17 protein-coding genes are annotated in these 18,855 nt (G+C 70.6%); 11 read left to right on the top strand and 6 right to left on the bottom strand.

Annotated elements, in window-relative coordinates; all coding sequences use genetic code 11:
- The first annotated feature begins 179 nt into the window (after positions 1–179).
- The 5 genes from OG709_RS06035 to OG709_RS06015 are packed head-to-tail and all read left to right on the top strand — an operon-like array spanning position 180 to position 5,575.
- The gene (locus OG709_RS06035; RefSeq protein WP_329165151.1) at positions 180–1,451 is read left to right on the top strand and encodes an NAD(P)/FAD-dependent oxidoreductase; all 1,272 of its coding nucleotides are present in this window, start codon (positions 180–182) and stop codon (positions 1,449–1,451) included.
- Positions 1,445–2,170 carry a DUF1365 domain-containing protein gene (locus OG709_RS06030; RefSeq protein ID WP_329165149.1) on the top strand — a complete coding sequence of 242 codons (726 nt, stop codon included), beginning with the start codon at positions 1,445–1,447 and terminating at the stop codon, positions 2,168–2,170. The genes OG709_RS06035 and OG709_RS06030 overlap by 7 nt, the downstream gene beginning before the upstream one ends.
- A complete protein-coding gene (locus OG709_RS06025) occupies positions 2,167–3,474 on the top strand; it encodes a class I SAM-dependent methyltransferase (protein ID WP_401277238.1) in 1,308 nt (435 codons plus the stop codon). The genes OG709_RS06030 and OG709_RS06025 overlap by 4 nt, the downstream gene beginning before the upstream one ends.
- On the top strand, positions 3,471–4,775 hold the full coding sequence (locus tag OG709_RS06020; RefSeq protein WP_329165147.1) for a cyclopropane-fatty-acyl-phospholipid synthase family protein: 1,305 nt from the start codon (positions 3,471–3,473) through the stop codon (positions 4,773–4,775). Before OG709_RS06025 ends, OG709_RS06020 begins: the two co-directional genes overlap by 4 nt.
- Positions 4,772–5,575, top strand: coding sequence for a DUF1295 domain-containing protein (locus OG709_RS06015; protein ID WP_266643892.1), 804 nt, complete (start codon positions 4,772–4,774; stop codon positions 5,573–5,575). Before OG709_RS06020 ends, OG709_RS06015 begins: the two co-directional genes overlap by 4 nt.
- A 66-nt stretch (positions 5,576–5,641) precedes the next feature.
- On the opposite strand, the gene OG709_RS06010 is transcribed toward OG709_RS06015, so the two are convergent.
- The 4 genes from OG709_RS06010 to OG709_RS05995 all read right to left on the bottom strand — a co-directional run bounded on the left by OG709_RS06010 (position 5,642) and on the right by OG709_RS05995 (position 9,043).
- The gene (locus OG709_RS06010) at positions 5,642–6,391 is read right to left on the bottom strand and encodes an anti-sigma factor (protein ID WP_250303311.1); all 750 of its coding nucleotides are present in this window, start codon (positions 6,389–6,391) and stop codon (positions 5,642–5,644) included.
- Complete coding sequence (locus OG709_RS06005; protein WP_250303312.1) at positions 6,388–6,972, bottom strand: sigma-70 family RNA polymerase sigma factor; 585 nt, start codon at positions 6,970–6,972, stop codon at positions 6,388–6,390. The genes OG709_RS06010 and OG709_RS06005 overlap by 4 nt, the downstream gene beginning before the upstream one ends.
- Before the next feature lie 275 nt (positions 6,973–7,247).
- Positions 7,248–8,090 (bottom strand): siderophore-interacting protein, encoded by an 843-nt coding sequence (locus tag OG709_RS06000; RefSeq protein WP_250303313.1) that lies wholly within the window; start codon positions 8,088–8,090, stop codon positions 7,248–7,250.
- Between the two features lie 47 nt (positions 8,091–8,137).
- Positions 8,138–9,043, bottom strand: coding sequence for a 5'-3' exonuclease (locus OG709_RS05995; RefSeq protein WP_250303638.1), 906 nt, complete (start codon positions 9,041–9,043; stop codon positions 8,138–8,140).
- A gap of 228 nt (positions 9,044–9,271) precedes the next feature.
- Here OG709_RS05995 and OG709_RS05990 point away from each other — a divergent pair, with 228 nt between their 5' ends.
- The 4 genes from OG709_RS05990 (at position 9,272) to OG709_RS05975 (ending at position 14,533) form a co-directional block, all read left to right on the top strand.
- Positions 9,272–10,348, top strand: coding sequence for a quaternary amine ABC transporter ATP-binding protein (locus OG709_RS05990; RefSeq protein ID WP_250303314.1), 1,077 nt, complete (start codon positions 9,272–9,274; stop codon positions 10,346–10,348).
- Positions 10,341–12,968 carry an ABC transporter permease/substrate binding protein gene (locus OG709_RS05985; RefSeq protein WP_329165143.1) on the top strand — a complete coding sequence of 876 codons (2,628 nt, stop codon included), beginning with the start codon at positions 10,341–10,343 and terminating at the stop codon, positions 12,966–12,968. Before OG709_RS05990 ends, OG709_RS05985 begins: the two co-directional genes overlap by 8 nt.
- A 278-nt stretch (positions 12,969–13,246) precedes the next feature.
- A complete protein-coding gene (locus OG709_RS05980) occupies positions 13,247–13,822 on the top strand; it encodes a helix-turn-helix domain-containing protein (protein ID WP_250303316.1) in 576 nt (191 codons plus the stop codon).
- Between the two features lie 9 nt (positions 13,823–13,831).
- Positions 13,832–14,533, top strand: a complete 702-nt coding sequence (locus OG709_RS05975) for a helical backbone metal receptor (protein WP_250303317.1) — start codon at positions 13,832–13,834, stop codon at positions 14,531–14,533.
- Positions 14,534–14,575: 42 nt separating this feature from the next.
- Here the strand turns inward: OG709_RS05975 and OG709_RS05970 are convergent, their stop codons facing one another.
- On the bottom strand, positions 14,576–15,400 hold the full coding sequence (locus OG709_RS05970) for a hypothetical protein (RefSeq protein ID WP_250303318.1): 825 nt from the start codon (positions 15,398–15,400) through the stop codon (positions 14,576–14,578).
- 161 nt (positions 15,401–15,561) lie between these two features.
- Here OG709_RS05970 and OG709_RS05965 point away from each other — a divergent pair, with 161 nt between their 5' ends.
- A complete protein-coding gene (locus tag OG709_RS05965; protein ID WP_250303319.1) occupies positions 15,562–16,653 on the top strand; it encodes a hypothetical protein in 1,092 nt (363 codons plus the stop codon).
- Between the two features lie 16 nt (positions 16,654–16,669).
- Complete coding sequence (locus tag OG709_RS05960; RefSeq protein ID WP_329165137.1) at positions 16,670–17,608, top strand: DUF2510 domain-containing protein; 939 nt, start codon at positions 16,670–16,672, stop codon at positions 17,606–17,608.
- A gap of 32 nt (positions 17,609–17,640) precedes the next feature.
- On the opposite strand, the gene OG709_RS05955 is transcribed toward OG709_RS05960, so the two are convergent.
- On the bottom strand, positions 17,641–18,843 hold the full coding sequence (locus OG709_RS05955) for an amino acid deaminase/aldolase (protein ID WP_266643896.1): 1,203 nt from the start codon (positions 18,841–18,843) through the stop codon (positions 17,641–17,643).
- Positions 18,844–18,855: the final 12 nt, after the last annotated feature.

Here is an 18,855-nt window from a genome sequence, read left to right as displayed (position 1 = left end):
CGCCCGGGGCGGCCTCAGCTCTCCGAAGTGCACTCACGACGGCTATTCGGGGCCGGTGTGCCCGCGGATTGGTCCGGACGGGCCCCTCATCCGATCGAGTGAGGGACCAATCCCCAGGGGCAGTGGCCCCGAATGCCTGGTGAGGGGCGGTGCCCGAAATGACTTCCGGAGGGAGCGGCATGGCGGACCAGAGGCGTCGGACGGCAGTGGTGGGAAGCGGAATCGCGGGGCTGACCGCCGCGCACGTCCTGCGGCGCGCACACGAGGTCTCGCTGTACGAGGCGGACGACCGGCTCGGCGGTCACGCCCACACCCACGACCTGGCGTCGGCCGACGGCCGGGTGTACCAGGTCGACTCCGGGTTCATCGTCCACAACGAGCGCACCTATCCGCTGCTGCTCCGGCTCTTCGCCGAACTCGGCGTCACCACCCAGGAGTCGGAGATGAGCATGTCCGTACGGTGCGAGGGGTGCGGACTCGAATACGCCGGTGCGCGCGGCCTGCCGGGCCTCCTCGCCCAGCCGCGCAACCTCTTCCGCGCCCGCTATCTGCGGATGCTCGCCGAGGTGCCCCGCTTCCACCGCAGGGCCCGGCAGGTGCTCGCCGCGCCCGGCAGCGCCGGGCGGCTGACACTGGGCGAGTTCCTCGCCCGCGGTGACTTCTCCCCGTACTTCGTCTCGCACTTCATGACGCCGCTCGTCTCGGCCGTCTGGTCCTGCGACCCCACCACCGCGCTGGGCCACCCCGCGGTCCCGCTCTTCCGCTTCCTGGCGCACCACGGCATGCTCGCGGTGACCGGATCCCCCACCTGGCGCACGGTCACCGGCGGCTCGCGTACCTACGTCGAGCGGGTCGGCAAGGAACTCACCGCACTGCACACCTCGACCCCGGTCCGCAGCGTGCGCCGTACCGAGGACGGTGTCGAACTCACCACGGACGGCGGGAGCACCGCGCGGTACGACTCGGTGGTCATAGCCGTGCACCCCGACCAGGCGCTCCGGATACTGGCCGACCCCACCGCGCGGGAGACCGAACTGCTCGGCGCCTTCCGCTACTCGCGCAACCCCACCCTGCTGCACACGGACACCTCGGTGCTGCCCCGCAGCCCCGGGGCCCGCGCCTCCTGGAACTACCTGATGCCGCAGTGCTCCAGCGGCGCCGACCGCGTGCAGGTCAGCTACGACATGAACCGCCTCCAGCGCCTCGACGCCCCCGAGACCTATCTGGTCACCCTGAACGGCTCCGACCTGATCGACGAGGCCCAGGTGCTCGACCGCATGGTGTACGAACACCCGGTCCAGACCGTCCAATCGGTGGCCGCGCAGCGCCTGTTGCCCGAGCTGAACGGCCCGGTCACCGCATACGCCGGGGCCTACCACGGCGCGGGGTTCCACGAGGACGGCTGCCGCTCGGGCGCCGAGGCGGCGGCAGCGCTGGGGGTGATGTGGTGAACGCCGTCTATCCGTCCACGATCACCCACGTGCGGACCGCGCCCGTGCGGCACACCCTGCACCACCACACCTACATGTGGCTGATCGACCCCGACCGGCCGCCCCGGCTGCCGTACCCGCTGCGTCCGCTCGCCCGGTTCGAGGGCCGCGACCACTTCGGCGGCGGTGACCGGACCATCAGGGCGGGTCTGGACAGGTTCCTGGCCGCCCGGGGAGTCGACCTCACCGGTGGCAGCGTGCTGATGCTCGCGCACGCGCGGGTCCTGGGACACGTCTTCAACCCGCTCACCGTCTACTGGTGCCGCGACGCCGACGGCCGGCCGCTCTGCGTCGTCGCCGAGGTGCACAACACCTACGGGGAACGGCACTGCTATCTGCTCCGTCCCGACACCGCGGGGCGGGACGTGGTGGAGAAGGAGTTCTACGTCTCGCCGTTCTTCCCGGTGGACGGCGACTACCGGATGCGACTGCCCGAGCCCGACGACCGGTTGAACCTCACGGTCCAGCTGGAACGGAACGGCACCCGCCCCTTCACGGCGACCGTGCGCGGCGAGCGCAGGCCCGCCACCACCGCCGTCCTGCTGCTGGCGGCGCTCCGCCATCCGTGGTCCACCATGGCCGTCTCCCTCGCGATCCGGGTACACGGCATATGGCTCTATCTGCGGGGGCTGCCCGTCCGGCCCCGTCCCCGTCACCAGTCCCAGGAGGGCGTGAAGTGAGTGTGTCCGTCTCCCCGGCGTCTCCCGGATCACCCGGATCACCCGGGTCCGCGACCACCCCGCCGACCTGCCCGCGTGCGGCGGTCGACGCCGTCCGCTGGCCCGATGTGGCGCGGCTGCCCCGCGCCTCGTGGCTCCGTACGGCCCTCGCTGAGCGGATCGTCCGGCGGGCACTGTCCGGGCTCGAACTCCGGGTGCGTCTCGGGACCACCGAAACATTGGGGCTCGGCGGTCCGGTACTCGACGTGCACGAGCCGAAGGCGTTCTTCCGGCGGATCGGCGCGGGCGGCCTGATCGGCTTCGGCGAGTCCTACATGGCGGGCGAGTGGTCGGCCACCGACCTGGTGGGTGTGCTGACCGTGCTGGCCGACCGGGCCGCGAGCCTGATCCCCGCGCCGCTGCAGAAGCTGCGCGCCCTCTGGGCCAGGAAACAGCCCGCCGCACAGCGCAACACCCCCGAGGGGTCACGGGAGAACATCCGTCACCACTACGACCTCTCGAACGACCTGTTCGCCCTCTTCCTCGACGAGACGCTCTCGTACTCCTCCGCGCTCTTCCGCGGTTTCCCCGCCGACCGGTCCCTGCTGGCCGCCGCCCAGCACCGCAAGATCGACCGGCTGCTCGACGAGGCACGGGTCGGCCCCGGCACCCGGCTCCTGGAGATCGGCACCGGATGGGGCGAGCTGGCCGTCCGGGCCGCCGGACGCGGCGCCCGGGTGCACACCGTGACGCTCTCCCAGGAGCAGCGGCAGCTGGCCGTGGAGCGGATCCGCGATGCGGGTTTCGAGGACCGGGTCACCGTCGAACTCCTCGACTACCGCCGGGTCGTCGGGGAGTACGACGCGGTCGTGAGCGTCGAGATGATCGAAGCCGTGGGCGCCGAGTTCTGGCCGGAGTACTTCATGATCCTGGACCGGCTCCTCGCGCCGGACGGCCGCATCGCCCTCCAGGCGATCACCATGCCGCACGAGCGGATGCTCGCCAGCAAGAACACCTTCACCTGGATCCAGAAGTACGTCTTCCCCGGCGGACTGCTGCCCTCGTCCGAGGCGATCGAGCAGATCACCACGGAACGCACGGCGCTGCGCGTCCGGGGGCGCGAGGGCTTCGGGCCGCACTACGCGGAAACCCTCAGGCTCTGGCGCGAACGCTTCGAGGAACAGGCCCCGGAGGTCGGCGCCCTCGGCTTCGACCAGACCTTCCGGCGGCTCTGGACCTTCTATCTCGCCTACTCCGAAGCGGGTTTCCGATCCGGCTATCTCGATGTGCAGCAACTGCTGCTGACCAAGGAGACCTCCCGATGACGCGCCTTCAGACGCGGACCGGCGCTGCTCAGCAGCTGTTCCCGCTCGCCGAACAACTACTCGGCGGGCGGCTCCCGCTGCGCCTGCGCGCCTGGGACGGCACCACCGCGGGTCCCGCGGGCGCGCCCCTGGTCGTCCTGCGCTCGCGCCGGGCACTGCGGCGGCTCGTCTGGCAGCCCGACGAACTCGGCCTGGCCCAGGCATACATCACCGGTGAGCTCGACATCGAGGGCGATCTCGCCGACGGGCTGCGTACGGTGTGGGGCGCGGTACGCACCCGTGGGCTGCGCCCGCCGCAGCTCACCGTCGGCGACCGGGCCCGCGCCGTACGCACCGCGCTCCGCCTCGGGGCGCTCGGCCCGCGCCCCGCCGCACCGGCCGCCGAGGCCCGGCTGCGCGGTGCCCTGCACAGCAAGGCCCGGGACCGGGCGGCCATCAGCCACCACTACGACCTCTCCAACGACTTCTACGCGCTGCTGCTCGACGGGACGATGGCGTACTCCTGCGGGTACTGGACGAGCGACGACCCCGGATACGGTCCGGCCGACGCCCAGCGCGACAAGCTGGAACTCATCTGCCGCAAGCTTCAACTGGAGCCCGGATCACGGCTGCTGGACATCGGCTGCGGCTGGGGATCGCTCACCCTGTACGCCGCGCAGGAGTACAAGGCGAGGGTCACCGCCGTCACCCTCGCCCGGGAGCAGGCGGAGCACGTCAGGCGCCAGGTCGAGGAACGGGGACTGACCGAGCTGGTCGAGGTACGCCACTGCGACTACCGCGACATCCACGGAGGCGACTACGACGCGGTGTCCACGGTCGAGATGGGCGAACACGTCGGCGACGCCGAGTACCCCGGCTTCGCCGCCACGCTGTACGGGATGCTCCGTCCGGAGGGCCGGGTACTGGTCCAGCAGATGTCCCGGGGCGCTGTCGCACCCGGCGGCGGCGCGTTCATCGAGGCGTACATCGCGCCTGACATGCACATGCGCCCGCTCGGAGAGACGGTCTCGCTGCTGGAGGGCGCGGGGCTCGAAGTGCGGCACGTGGAGTCCCTTCGTGAGCACTACGTCCGGACGGTCGCCGCCTGGCAGGACACCCTGGAGAAGCGCTGGGAGGAATTCCGCGCGCTGGTCGGTGAGGAGACCGCCCGGGTCTGGCGGCTGTACCTGGCGGGCGGCCGACTGGCCTTCGAGGAACGCAGAATGGGCGTCGACCAACTCCTCGCGGTACGGCCCGGGGACGGCGGCCGCAGCGGGATGCCCGCCACCCCGGGGGAGTGGTACGAGAGGGCCCGGCGGTGAACGGCTACCCGTGGGGGGCGTTCGGCCAGGGCGTCGGCGCCGCCGCGGCCACCGCGCTCACCGTCATGCTCCTCACCTTCGCCCTCGCCGTCGCCAGGGGACTGCACCGGATCGTCGACATCGCCTGGGGCGCGGCCTTCGCGGCGGTGGCGCTCGTCGCGTACGCCGTGTCGGCGGGGGAGGGCGACGGCGTACGGCGGCTCCTGGTGACCGTGCTGACCGTCGTGTGGGGGCTGCGGCTCGCCGTGCACATCGCCCTCCGCGGGCGCGGCCACGGCGAGGACGCCCGGTACGAGGCGATGCTCGCCAGGGCGCCGGGCCACCGGAACCTCTACGCGCTGCGTATGGTCTATCTGCTCCAGGGCCTGCTGGTCCTGCTGGTCTCGCTGCCGGTGCAGGCCGCGATGTACCTGCCGGGGAAGCTGGGGCCCGCCGGCTACGCCGGGTGCGTGCTCTGGCTGACCGGTCTGCTCTTCGAAGCGGTGGGGGACCGGCAGCTGGCCCGGTTCAAGGCCGATCCCGCGAACCGTGGCCGGATCATGGACCGCGGCCTCTGGTCCTGGACCAGGCACCCCAACTACTTCGGTGACTTCTGTGTCTGGTGGGGGCTTTTCCTGATCGTCTGTGACGACCCGGTGGTGGCCGCCGTGACCGTGGTCAGCCCGCTGGTCATGAGTTTCCTGCTGATCGGCGGCAGCGGAAAACGGCTCCTGGAGCGGCACATGGCCGACCGGCCCGGCTTCGCCGCGTACACGGCGCGTACCAGCGGCTTCTTCCCACTCCCGCCGAAGCGGAGCTGAGATCACGGACCACGGGGGGCCTGCCCGGCCGACCGGGCAGGCCCCCCGTGCCGTACGTTCCCGGGCTCAGGCGGAGAACGTCATCAGCGCGAGGGGAGCGGTGGTCGGGGCCGCCGAACCGCCCGCCGGTTCGACCGTGAGGCCCATGCCCTGCGCGGAGTCCACCGGGCCGTCGAGGACCGTCCCGGCCGCGGCGGAAGCCGAATTCAGCAGACCGGCGGAGCGCATGGTGCCGTGGTCGTCGAACCAGAGCTGATACGTCTTGCCGCTCGGCGGTTTCGGCAGTCCGGATGCCAGGAACGCCGCCTTGTTCCTGCTGTGCGAGACCACGACCGTGCCGGTCGCGCCGCCCTTCAGCTTCCCCGTGGTGACCTTCGCGTCCGGGGCGGCGAGCACCGAGGCCAGCGCCTGGGCCTGCTGTTCGGACCGTGCCGCGCTGGTCCTCGCGTCGCCCGCCTCCTGGTGCTGCCACACCGCGATCCCGCCGAAGCCGACGGCGGCGGCCAGGCAGGCGGCCAGCGCGAAGCGCGACAGTGCGCGCCCACCGCGGGCGCCACCGCCACGCGAGTGCCGCCGCAACAGTGGCGCCTCCTGCCGCTCGGTGGCGATCCGCCGCATGACCTGTACTTTGAGAGCGGGGGGCGGGGTGACCGTGACGGCGAGTCCCAACCTGCCCGCGGTGGCGATCAGTTCGTCCACCTCCTGGGTGCAGGCCGGGCACGCCCGGAGGTGTTCCTCGAACGCGGCGCGCTCGTCCGGCTCCAGTGCGTGGAGCGCGTACGCGCCGGTGAGCGTGTGCAGATCCGCCGTCATCATGCGCTGACCCCCAGGCAGTCGCGCATCCGGATGAGTCCGTCGCGCAGTCGAGTCTTGATGGTGCCGAGTGGTACGGAGAGCAGCTCGGCCACTTCCCGGTAGGCGAGCCCCCGGTAGTACGCGAGCGTCACCGACTCGCGCTGCACCTCGGTGAGAGAGCCCATGCAGCGCCGTACCTGTTCCCGTTCCAGCCGGGCCTCCACCTGCTCGGTGACCTCGTCGAAGGCAGGTGTCCGGTCCAGCAGGGCGGCTTTGTGCTCGCGGTCCGACGCGGCCTGGGCGGAGCGCACCCGGTCGACCGCCCTGCGGTGGGCGAGCATCAGCACCCAGTTCATCGCGGAACCGCGGTCGGTACGGAAACGGGCCGCGGTGCGCCACACCTCCAGGAGTACTTCCTGGGCCACTTCCTCCGACTGGGCGGGGTCACGAAGCACCGTGCGCACCAGCCCGAGAACGGGGCCGCACACGGCGTCGTACAGACGCGAGAAGGCGTCCTGGTCCCCACGCGCGACCTGGGCGAGCAACTGCTGCAGATCAGGGCCGGCCGAGGCGGCTCCGCTGATGTGCACGGCTTCTTTCACGCGACGTTCCTCCATGGTGCGGACAGGGGGCATGTGGGTTCCCGGTCACTATTCGGAGCCGTGGACGGCACGGATTGGTCAGTTGTCCGCACAACTGACCAACGGGGGGCGGACTTCTGGCCGGACGGCCTCTCCACGGCCACGTGGGCCGAGCGGACACCTACCCTCCTCGGGCCTGCCGCCGACGGTCCGCGCCGGGAATTCCCCCGAAACGGAGAACCCCCGGCCGTCGTTGACGGCCGGGGGTTCGCGGGGGTTCTCTTCTCGTGACGAGGTCAGGCAGTCTGCTCCTGCTCGGCCTCCACCTGCGCGTTCCACTCCCGCTTGGCCGCCCGCCAGGTCTCGTCGTCCTGGCCGAGCCGCCAGTAACCGGAGATCGACAGCCGCTCGCGGGGCACTCCGTGGTCCATCCGCAGATGGCGCCGGAGCTCCTTCACACAGCCCGCCTCACCGTGCACGAAGGCGCTGACGTCACCGGCCGGGAAGTCCAGGCCGCGCACCGCCTCGACGAGCGCCTCACCGACCGGGCGGTCACCGCGGTGCAGCCAGGTGACCTCGACGCCCTCGGGGGTGAGGAACTTCTGCTCCTCCTCGGCGCCCGACACCTCGACGAAGGCATGCACCACCGCGCCCGCGGGCATCCGCTCCAGCGCGGCGGCGATGGCGGGCAGCGCGCTCTCGTCGCCCGCCAGCAGGTGCCAGTCGGCGGCCGGGTCCGGGGCGTACCCGCCACCGGGGCCCAGGAAGCGCACCGTCTCGCCGGTCCGGGCCCTGGCCGCCCACGGACCCGCCAGACCCGCGTCGCCGTGGACCACGAAGTCGACGGTCAGCTCGCGCAGCGCCGGGTCCCAGGCCCGCACCGTGTACGTCCGGGTGACCGGCCACTGCTCGCGCGGGAACTCCTCACGGATCCGGGCCATGTCGAACGGCTCCGGATAGCTCACGCCCTCGGGCGCGAACAGCACCTTGATGTAGTGGTCGGTGAACTCCGTTGCGTCGAACGTCTCCAGCCCCTCACCGCCGAGGACGAGACGCACCATGTGCGGAGTGATCCGCTCGACGCGCACCACCTGTGCCTCGCGGGCCTGCGGTGTCTTACGGGCCGGTTGTTCTGCCACGGACAGCTCCCTGATCAAGGTTTCTTAGGTTCACCTAAGTTAGCACCTCAGGGATGCAGAGTGGAGAGCAGCCGCTGGAGCGATCCACCCAGACCCCACCGGGCGGCGAGTTCGTCCAGGGCCGCAGGATCGCGCGGCTCGACGGGCAGCTCCGGGTCGAACGGGGGCAGCGGTACGTCGGAGGCGACCCGCACCACCGTCGGCGCCACCGCCACGTAGGGGCGGGACTCGTCGAGCTTCCGGCGCTGCGAGGGCGTCAGCCCGGACGCCGGATCGTCGACGGCGGCCATGATCCCGGCCAGATCACCGAACGCGTCGAGCAGCTTGGCGGCGGTCTTCTCGCCGATTCCCGGCACCCCGGGCAGCCCGTCGCTCGGATCGCCGCGCAGCAGCGCCAGATCCACGTACCCCCGGCCGTCCACCCCGTACTTCTCGCGCAGCAGCGCCTCATCGGTGAGCTGGAGGTTCCCGACGCCCTTCAGGGGATAGAGCACCCGCACACCGCGTGCGTCGTCCACCAGCTGGTAGAGGTCGCGGTCGCCGGTGACGATGTCCACCGGGCCCGTCGCCAGCCCGGCCAGGGTGCCGATGACGTCGTCCGCCTCGTACCCCTCCACGCCGACCCGGGCGATGCCCAGGGCGTCCAGCACCTGCTCGATCACCGGGACCTGCGGGGCCAGGGTGTCCGGGGTCTCCTCCTCGTCGGGCCCCTCCGCCGTCAGCTGCGCGACCCGGTGCGCCTTGTACGAAGGGATCAGGTCGACCCGCCACTGCGGGCGCCAGTCGGCGTCCATGCAGGCGACCAGATCGTCCGGCCGGTGGTCCTGCACCAGCCGGGCGATGAAGTCGAGCAGCCCGCGGACGGCATTGACCGGGGTGCCGTCCGGGGCCCGTACGGAGTCGGGGACCCCGAAGTAGGCCCGGTAGTAGAGGGAAGCGGAATCGAGGAGCATCAGGCGTCGCGTCACGCTCCGATGATGCCGTACCCCACCGACAGTCACCCGTGGTGAGCTGAGTCACTGATTTGTTTGGACCGCATAAGGGTGGGCAGGCGCCGCCACGGAGCGGAACCAGTAGCAGATTCAAGTATTGCGAGGGTGAAGCGGACAGATCCCGCGCCGCTCCACGACCTGTCGACACGGGGGTGACGGGTCGTTTTCGTTCCAACGCGTGAGGTATATGTGTCCAGGCTGCAAGCCGACCGCTTGTACAAAGTGTTCGGCAGACGACCCGATGAAGCCGTGCGGAAACTCGAGAACGGCACCGGCCGCGATGAGCTGCGCGGTGAAGGGACGACTGCTGCGGTGATCGACGCATCCTTCACCGTCGAACCGGGCCAGATCTTCGTCGTGATGGGGCTCTCCGGATCCGGCAAGTCCACGTTGCTGCGCATGCTCAACGGGCTGCTGGAGCCGACCTCCGGCCGGGTGCTCTTCGACGGTGAGGACCTGACCGCGCTGAGCGACCGCGAGCTGCGGGCGGTGCGTTCGAAGAAGATCAGCATGGTCTTCCAGCACTTCGCGCTCTTCCCGCACCGCAGTGTGCTGGAGAACGCGGGCTACGGCCTCGAAGTACAGGGAGTGCCTCGCGCGGAACGCGAGAAGCGGGCGGCCGAGGCCCTGGAACTGACGGGTCTCGCCGGCTGGGAGAACTCCTGGCCCGACGAGCTGTCCGGCGGTATGCAGCAGCGCGTGGGTCTGGCCCGTGCGCTCGCCACCGACGCGGACCTGCTGCTGATGGACGAGTCCTTCAGCGCGCTCGACCCGCTGATCCGCCGTGACATGCAGGACCAGCTGCTCGAACTCCAGAAGCGGCTGAAGAAGACCATCGTCTTCATCACCCACGACCTCAACGAGGCCATGCGTCTCGGCGACGGCATCGCGGTCATGCGGGACGGTGAGATCGTCCAGCTCGGCACCGCCGAGGACATCCTCATCACGCCAGCCAACGACTACGTCGCCTCGTTCACCAAGGACGTGGACCGCACCCGGGTCCTCACCGCCGCGGCGATGATGACCGACACCCACCGCCCCGACGCGGCGGAGTGCGGCTGCGAGACGGTCACCCCCGACACGACCTTCGCCGACCTGTGCGGCGTGAGCGCGCGCGTACCGCACCCGGTGGCCGTGAAGAACGCCCAGGGCAAGGTCGTCGGAGTCGTCCCCCAGTCCCGGCTCATAGGCTTCCTCGGCGAATACGCCGAGGCCCCCCTGGCTTGCGACGCAGCTCCCGAGAACAAGGCGGTCGCAAGTGCCTAGGTTCCATTTCGGCAACGGGGTCGAAAGCCTCGTCCACTGGTTCCAGAACCACGTGGGCTGGCTCTTCGACTTCATCAACAGTGTGCTCACGCACCTGTACGACGGTGTCAACACCGTACTGAGCGGCGGTGAACCCCTGCTGATGGCGGGCATCTTCACCGTCCTCGCCTTCTGGCTGCGCGGTCTGCTGCCCGCGGTGCTCACCTTCGTCGGCTTCGCCCTGATCGACTCACTTGCCCTGTGGGACGAGGCGATGGCCACGCTGTCACTGGTGATCGTCGCGGCGGTCATCACGATCGTGATCGCGGTACCGCTGGGCATCTGGGCGGCGCGCAACAAGAGGGTCGGGGCCACGGTCCGCCCGGTGCTCGACGTCATGCAGACGATGCCCGCCTTCGTCTACCTGATCCCGGGCGTCATGTTCTTCGGCGTCGGGGTCACTCCCGGCGTGATCGCCACGATCGTCTTCGCCATGCCCCCGGGCGTACGGATGACCGAGCTCGGCATCCGGCAGGTGGACGGCGAACTGGTCGAGGCGGCCGAGGCGTTCGGCACCGCCCCGCGCGACATCCTGCGACGCGTGCAGCTTCCCCTCGCCCTGCCGACGATCATGGCCGGTGTCAACCAGGTCATCATGCTGGCGCTGTCGATGGTGGTCATCGGCGGTATGGCCGGTGCGGGCGGTCTCGGTGAGAAGGTCTACGGCGCCATCACCCAGCTCCAGGTCGGTCTCGCCGCCGAGAGCGGTGTGGCCGTGGTCATCCTGGCCATCTACCTGGACCGGATGACCGGAGCCCTCAACCAGCGGGTCTCCCCGCTCGGCCGCCGAGCCGCCGCCAAGGCGCAGGCCATGGCGCAGCGGTGGAGCTTCACGCACTACCGGCCCGGCACCACGGTCGCCGTGATCGGCGTCGTGATCCTCGGGCTCGTCGCGGGCGGCATGAACCTCGGTTCGTCCTCCGACAGCAAGAGCTCGTCACAGGCGAGCACGGACGTCGGCAAGGGCAAGAAGATCAACATGGGCTACATCCCCTGGGACGAGGGCATCGCCTCCACGTTCCTGTGGAAGGAGCTCCTGGAGGAGCGCGGCTACACGACCGACGTCAAGCAGCTCGACGCCGGCCCGCTCTACTCCGGGGTGGCCCGCGGTGACATCGACTTCCAGACCGACTCCTGGCTGCCGACGACCCACGCGGACTACTGGAACAAGTACAAGTCGCAGCTGGAGGACATGGGCCAGTGGTACGGGCCGACGTCGCTGGAGCTGACGGTGCCCTCGTACGTGAAGGGCATCAAGTCCCTCGCCGATCTCAAGGGCAAGGGCAAGGAGTTCAAGGGCAAGATCATCGGCATCGAGTCCAGCGCAGGAATGATGGGCACCCTCAACAAGAGTGTCCTGAAGGCGTACGGGCTGGAGGGCGAGTACAAGGTCGTCTCGTCGAGCACCTCGTCGATGCTGGCCCAGCTGGACCGCTCCATCAAGAAGAAGGAGCCGGTGGTCGTCACGCTGTGGTCGCCGCACTGGGCGTACGGCAAGTACGACCTGACGAAGCTCAAGGACCCGAAGGGCGCCTGGGGCAAGGGCGACCTGATCCACACCGTCGCGCACAAGGGCTTCGACAAGAAGGACCCGACGGTCGCCAAGTGGCTGAAGGACTTCAAGCTCACCGAGAAGCAGCTCACCGGCCTGGAGAACGCCATCCAGGGGGCCGGTGAAGGCCACGAGCAGGACGGCGTGCGCACCTGGCTGAAGCAGAACCCCGGTGTGGTCGACAAGCTCGCCCCCGTCCCGGGCGGCACGCACACCCAGCAGGGCAAGGACGCGGGCAAGTCCGTCAACCTCGGGTTCTTCCCGTGGGACGAGGCCATCGCGAGCACGTATCTCTGGGACAACATCCTGGAGGACCGCGGGTACAAGCCCAGCGTCAAGCAGCTCGACCCGGGCCCGTTGTACACCGCGCTCGCGCAGGGCCAGATGGATGTCCAGTTCGACTCCTGGCTGCCCACGACGCACCAGCAGTACTGGGACAGATACAAGGACAACCTCACCGACATCGGGTCCTGGTACGGGCCCACGTCGCTGGAGCTGTCCGTGCCCTCGTACGTGAAGGGCGTCACGTCCCTCGCGGATCTGAAGGGCAAGGGCAAGGAGTTCAACGGCAAGATCATCGGCATCGAGTCCAGCGCCGGTGAAATGGGCCTGCTGAACAAGAAGGTGCTCAAGGCCTACGGGCTGCAGGGCGAGTACAAGGTCGTCTCGTCGAGCACCTCGTCGATGCTGGCCCAGCTGGACCGCTCCATCAAGAAGAAGGAGCCGGTGGTCGTCGTGCTGTGGTCGCCGCACTGGGCGTACGGCAAGTACGACCTGACGAAGCTCAAGGACCCGAAGGGCGCCTGGGGCAAGAGCGACTCGATCCACACCGTCGCCCGCAAGGACTTCGGCAAGGATCTGCCCGAACTGAACGGCTGGCTGGAGAAGTTCAAGCTCAGCGAGGACCAGCTCAACTCCCTCGAAGTGGCGATCCAGGACGGCGGTCCGGGCAACGAGAAGAAGTCCGCCCGCACATGGCTGACCGCACACCCCGAGATGGAGGACCAGCTGGCCCCCGTCGGCGGCTGATCCGTCAGCGCTCCGTGAGGGGGTGGTCAACGCCGGTGGCGTCGACCACCCCCTCGCTGCTGTCTGCCCGCGGTGCGCCGGGCCGGGCGGCCCGTACCCGCAGGTCGGTGCACCGGATCCGGCCCGGTGGCGGCGGGCCGGGGGGTCTGCGCGCAGATGTGCGGATGAAAGGTTGTGCGACGCAGGTGTGACAGGAGTGCCCAGCGGTGGGCCGAAGCTGCGTAAGGTGCTTGCAGCAGACACCACTGGCGATACGGCAAGGGGAGGGTATCCGGGAGATGGACAAGGACGAGAAGGAAACACTCCGGGTGGGCGCCGCGGTTCGCAGGCGCCGCCGTGCTCTGGGGCTCACCCTCGCCAAGGTCTCGGCGCGCAGCGGACTCTCCGTGCCCTTCCTCAGCCAGATCGAGAACGAGCGGGCCCGGCCGAGCGTGCGCTCGCTCCAGCGGGTCGCCGAGGCACTGGAGTCCACGGCGAAGGAACTGCTCGCCGACTCCGACGCGGCCCGCACCGTCGACATCGTCCGCGCGGTGACCGCCCCCGGGGCCGTGCCGGATCCCGAGCCGCAGATCCGGCCGCTGGTGCGCGGACACCACCAGTTGCACGCCATGGAGTTCACCGGCGAGCAGGACACCGGGCGGGAGTTCCAGCACCGCAACGACGAGGTGCTGTACGTCGCCGAGGGCGCGGCCGACGTGGAGGCCGAAGGGCGGGCCTACCGCCTGGAGCGCGGCGACACCCTGTTCCTGTCGGGCGGCGTGCGTCACCGCTGGCGTGCCACCGCCCCCGAGACCCGGATCGTGGTCGTCGCCGTGGCCGAACACGTCGACGCGACCGCCGAACAGCGGTACTGAGCGGTCCCGATGCGCGTCGTCTCGCTCGTCCCCTCCCTGACCGAGACCGTCGCCGTCAGTGCTCCCGAGGTTCTGGCCGGCGCGACCGACTGGTGCAGCCACCCCGCGGACCTGGACGTCACGCGGATCGGGGGCACCAAGAATCCAGATGTGCGGGCGATCGTCCGGCTGCGGCCCGACCTGGTGCTCGCCAACGAGGAGGAGAACCGGGCCGTCGACCTCGACGCGCTGCGGGCGTCCGGCCTGCGGGTCCTGGTCACCGAAGTGCGGGGCCTGCCCCAGGCGTTCAGCGAACTGGAGCGGGTGCTCGCGGCCTGCGGTCTCGGCCGTCCCGGCTGGCTCGACGCGGCGCGGGCCTCCTGGGCCGGGGTCGTCCCGTACCGGCGCCGCACCGCGATCGTGCCGATCTGGCGCAGGCCCTGGATGGTCCTCGGCAGGGACACCTTCGCCGGGGATCTGCTGGCCAGGCTCGGGGTGCACCAGGTGTACGCGGAGCACCCCGAGCGGTATCCGAGGATCGCCCTCGGCGAGCTGACGGCCTCGGGCGCCGATCTCGTCGTCCTGCCCGACGAGCCCTACCGCTTCACCGCCGACGACGGCCCCGAAGCCTTCCCCGGTCTCCCCTCGGCGCTCGTCAGCGGGCGCCATCTCACCTGGTACGGGCCCTCGTTGGCCGAGGCCCCCGCGGTGCTGGGAGCGGCGCTCCGCTGACCGGCCCCGGCCTCGGGATCAGGCGTGCGCCCGGCCTCGGGATCAGGCGTGCGCCTGGGCGTACGGCAGGAAGTCGTCCAGCATGACGACCCACCCCTCCGTACGGAAGAGCCGCGTTCCCTCGTCGGCCAGCTCCGGATCCTTCGACGCACGGTCCACCCAGGTCTGCGGATCGGGACCCAGCAGTTCGTGCAGCCGCGGGGACGCCGCCAGTAGTTCGGCGAGCAGCGCCGCCTGCTCCGGTGGCGCCGGGCGGGGCTGGCCGTCCGGCCCCGCCAGCACACCCATGGCACTCGCGTAGAGGTGGACGTCAGCCACCGGCAGACCGTTGGGAAGCTCTGCCGGGAAATCCCCCGACGGCAGCAAGACCCTTTGGTAGTAAGGGAGTTCGGTCTCGTCCACGGCAGCCATCTGATCGTCGTCCAGCCAGGTGACGACCAGCGAGAGGACCGAGTCCCGGTCGATGTACGGCGCGGTGGCGACGTAACCGGCGGGGTAGATGTGGGCGCAGCAACCGATGGCGATGCCTTCGATCCGCACCGGAACCATCGGGACGGTCCCCGAGATCCCACGGCTCAGCAGTTTGTTGCTGAGCTGCGCGGGAGAGGCGTTGGAGCCGACCGAGACGGCGGGGTGGCGCTCCCGCAGCAGGGGCAGGCCCTGGCCGGACAGGTACGTGTCCAGGGGGACCGGTCCGCTCCGCGCGGCGACGTTCCAGGTCTCCACCGGGCCTGGGCCCGGGGCGAGCCCGAGCAAGGTGCGCCCGTCGAGGAGCGAGGGCTCCGGAATGGGCAGTCCTGGATAGCTGAGCGGCTCCTTTGCCGGTACGACAGCGAGCCCGAGTGCTTCGAGTGAACGGTCCTGCACAGCGCTTCCCTTCGCCGACGACACCCTCCGCCTGCTGAGCTTGCCACAGGTGGGCCGTGCGCAGGTGAACGCCGGGCGAGACAGTGGGAGCCCGGCCGCCCGTCACTGGTTAGGATTCCGCTGCAACAGGTCAACTGGCCCAGGGGGAAAGCGGTTTGCTGATGCTGACACGTGCGATGGTGACCGGTCGGGGACATCCCCGGTTCCGTACTTCGCTGCGCTGGTGGATCGCCGAACGCACGGTCCTGGGACTCTTCGTCATCGCTTTCGGCTGTCTCGTCCTGCTCTCGGCGGCCATCGCGGTGGGCCTGACCCTCACGCTGGACTCGCCGCGCGGTCTGGGGGCGCGGATGGGCGATGTGCACCAGCTGGCGGACCTGACGCTGCACTCGCTGCGGGCCTGCGTCGGCACCGACAACATCGACCCGCAGGACGGCAACAGCGCCCACGAGGTGCTGTCCACCATCGCCTCGGTCGTCGGCGCCGTGGTGCCCGCGACACTGGTCGGCGTCGTCTTCATCAAGATGTTCTCCGTACGGCCCTTCGTCTGGCGGGACCGGGTGAGCGTCAGCTACGCGCACCAGGCGGACGCCCAGAACTTCGCCGAGCAGCATGTCGGCAGCGACCACCGGATACTCGCCGTACGGTTCTACAACCGGATGGAGAACCTCGCCATCATCGATCTCTCGGCCCGTGTCTACCTCTGGTACCTGCGCCCTTCGCCGCACGACGGCACCCCGGTCTTCTACAAGCAGCAGCTCCATGTGCTGGACCAGCACGGCCGGCAGGCCCAGGAACGCACCTGGTTCATCATGGACCGGGGGTCGCCGCTCACCGTGTGGATACCGGTGGAGGCGGCCGTGCCCGACCTGCCCATCAGGGAGATCCAGGGGAACCGGCTCGACGGCGCGCAGTCGGTACGGATGCTGGTGCGGCTCACGGCCAAGGCGGCGGGGCTGGGCACGGAGGTCTTCGGGGAGCGCTGGTTCGACCTGGACGGGGACGATTTCGAGCTGGGCCGGTTCGCCCCCATCAGACCGGACGTGCACGCGGACATAAAGACCTGGGAGGGTTGGCGGACCTTCGACTCCCTGCTGGGGGCGGGTGATCCGCTGGTCGGCGAGCGCGGCACGGATCTGCCGCCGCTGTTCGTGGAGAAGGTGACGAAGCCGCCGAAGGCCCTCTACCCGGGGCGCCGGTTCACCGGCCGCCGCCGAAGGACCGCTGCCCCGGCCCCGGGTTCCGGGCGCTGAACACAGGAGTGACCGGATGACCTCTTCGACCCCGCCCGGCTGGTACCCGGACGCCGGCCTGCCCGCCACCGAACGGTGGTGGGACGGCACGGCCTGGACCGCGCACACCCGCCCGCGGGACCTGGCGCCGCAGCAGTTCGGACCGCCGCCGGCGCCCGCCCCGCCCGTACCCCCGCGGGGCGGCAGCGGTCCACGGACCGCCGTACTGGCCGCCGTCGGGGCCGTCCTGGTCGCCGCGGTCGTGGCCGGGGCGGTGGTCGTGGGCCGGGGCGGCGGGGACGACCGGCCGAGGACCGCGACCAGCGGTCCCGCCCGTACCCCCACGTCCGACGCGTCCGACGGGTCCGACGGCAAGGGCACCCCGACGAGCAGCGCGCCGCCGGCTGCCGACCCCTCGCTGCTCGTCGACGAACTCGACGGCATCACGCTGCCGGTCCCGGACGGCTGGGAGAAGCCGTCGAGCACGGTCGAGGACGTGACGACCATGCGGACCGAGCACTCCTACGACTGCCCCGGCGACTCGGCCTCGTTCTGCTATCACGCCACGGTGACCTCGCGTACCGCCACGCAGACCGAACTCACCTCCGCCGAGGCCGTCGCCAAGGCGGACATCAAGGACGCCGCCAACAGTTCGTACGACCGGGACCTCGTCGGAAACCGGAACTACGACGGCATCACCTCGCACACGCAGCTCGCGTCGAAGTCCCTGTCCGTCGCGGGCCGCACCGGCTATCTGGTGCGCTGGCGGGTCAGAACCAGTGCGGGGCCCGGCGGTTACGTCGAGACGGTCGCCTTCCCCTCGCCCCTCGGCACCGAATCGATGGTCGTCGTCCGCCTCGCCTTCGACGCCGGGGCGGCCGGACCGCCGCTCGGCACCATGGACACGATCACCCGCGGGATCCGTCCCATCGGGGACGCCACCAGCGGCGGTGTCGGCAGCAGCATCGGCCGGTGACCGCCGCGAGGTGACGCACCGCCGGACAGGTCCTACAGGAAGGTGTGGCCCTCGCCGCGGTACGTCGGCACCGTCGCACTCACCCGGTCGCCCTCCACCAGCTGAAGGGCGTCGAAGCGCTCGCACAGCTCCCCGGCCTTCGCGTGCCGGAACCACACCTTGTCGCCGATGAGCAGATCGTCGGCCGGGGAGCCGAGCAGCGGGGTCTGCACCTCACCGGGGCCCTCCTGCGCGTCGTAACGCAGCCCCTCGGGGAGATACGGAACGGGCAGCCGGTCCGCTCCCGCCGCCCCCGAAGCGGGATAGCCGCCGCCGAGTACCGTCACCACGCCGACGCCCGGCCGCCGTACGACAGGCAGTGCGAAGAGCGCCGCCGGACGGCCGGTGAACGACGTGTAGTTGTCGAAGAGGCGCGGCACGTACAGCCCGGAACCCGCGGCGATCTCGGTCACCGCGTCCTCCGCCGCCGTGTGCTGGACGCTTCCCGTGCCGCCGCCGTTGACGAACTCCAGGTCCGGCGCCACCGCCCGCACCGCGCGCACCACGGCCGCACGCCGGGCCGCCAGTTCCCTGCGGGCCGCCGACTGCATCAGCCGGATCGCCCGGGAGCGCAGCGGCCGTCCCGCGAGCGAGTCACCGACCCCGGCCACATGGCCCTCGTACGCCATCAGGCCCACCAGCCGGAACCCGGGACGGCGCGCCACCGACCGTGCCAGCTCGGCGAGTTGGGCGGGTTCGCGCAGCGGGGACCTGAGTGCCCCGACCCGCACCCGCCCGCCGAGCATGCGCAGCGAGGTGTCCAGTTCCAGACAGACCCGGATCTCCTCACGGCCGCCCGCCCGCGCCGCGTCGATCAGTGTCAGCTGCGCCGGGTCGTCGACCATCACCGTCACGGCGGCGGCGAGTTTCGGATCGGCCGCGAGCTCGGCGTATCCGGCACGGTCGGCCGACGGGTAGGCGAGCAGGACGTCGTCGAAGCCGGAGCGGGCCAGCCACAGCGACTCGGCCAGCGTGAAGGACATCAGCCCGGCGAAACCGTCCCGCTCCAACACCCGGTCGAGGAGGGCCCGGCAGCGTACGGACTTGCTGGCCACCCGGATCGGTTTGCCTGCGGCGCGGCGTACCAGATCGTCGGCATTCGCGTCGAAGGCCTCGACGTCGACGATCGCCAGCGGGGCGTCGAGATGTGCGGTTGCCCGGTCGTACCGGGTCCGGTCTGCAGCACGGGGCGTCATGGCCGAAGCCTG

This window comes from Streptomyces sp. NBC_01267, from assembly GCF_036241575.1.
Classification (GTDB): Bacteria; Actinomycetota; Actinomycetes; order Streptomycetales; family Streptomycetaceae; genus Streptomyces.
The sequence above is the reverse complement of the archived record's forward strand: the minus strand, read 5'-3'. Positions and strand labels throughout refer to the sequence as shown.

Excerpts from the sequence above, each read along its gene's own strand:
- OG709_RS05995 (WP_250303638.1), bottom strand. The coding sequence starts at position 9,043 with ATGCTCCTCGATTCCGCTTCCCTCTACTACCGGGCCTACTTCGGGGTC.
- OG709_RS05960 (WP_329165137.1), top strand. The coding sequence starts at position 16,670 with ATGACCTCTTCGACCCCGCCCGGCTGGTACCCGGACGCCGGCCTGCCC.
- OG709_RS06010 (WP_250303311.1), bottom strand. The coding sequence starts at position 6,391 with ATGATGACGGCGGATCTGCACACGCTCACCGGCGCGTACGCGCTCCAC.
- OG709_RS06035 (WP_329165151.1), top strand. The coding sequence starts at position 180 with ATGGCGGACCAGAGGCGTCGGACGGCAGTGGTGGGAAGCGGAATCGCG.
- OG709_RS05955 (WP_266643896.1), bottom strand. The coding sequence starts at position 18,843 with ATGACGCCCCGTGCTGCAGACCGGACCCGGTACGACCGGGCAACCGCA.
- OG709_RS05980 (WP_250303316.1), top strand. The coding sequence starts at position 13,247 with ATGGACAAGGACGAGAAGGAAACACTCCGGGTGGGCGCCGCGGTTCGC.
- OG709_RS05975 (WP_250303317.1), top strand. The coding sequence starts at position 13,832 with ATGCGCGTCGTCTCGCTCGTCCCCTCCCTGACCGAGACCGTCGCCGTC.
- OG709_RS06020 (WP_329165147.1), top strand. The coding sequence starts at position 3,471 with ATGACGCGCCTTCAGACGCGGACCGGCGCTGCTCAGCAGCTGTTCCCG.
- OG709_RS05965 (WP_250303319.1), top strand. The coding sequence starts at position 15,562 with ATGCTGACACGTGCGATGGTGACCGGTCGGGGACATCCCCGGTTCCGT.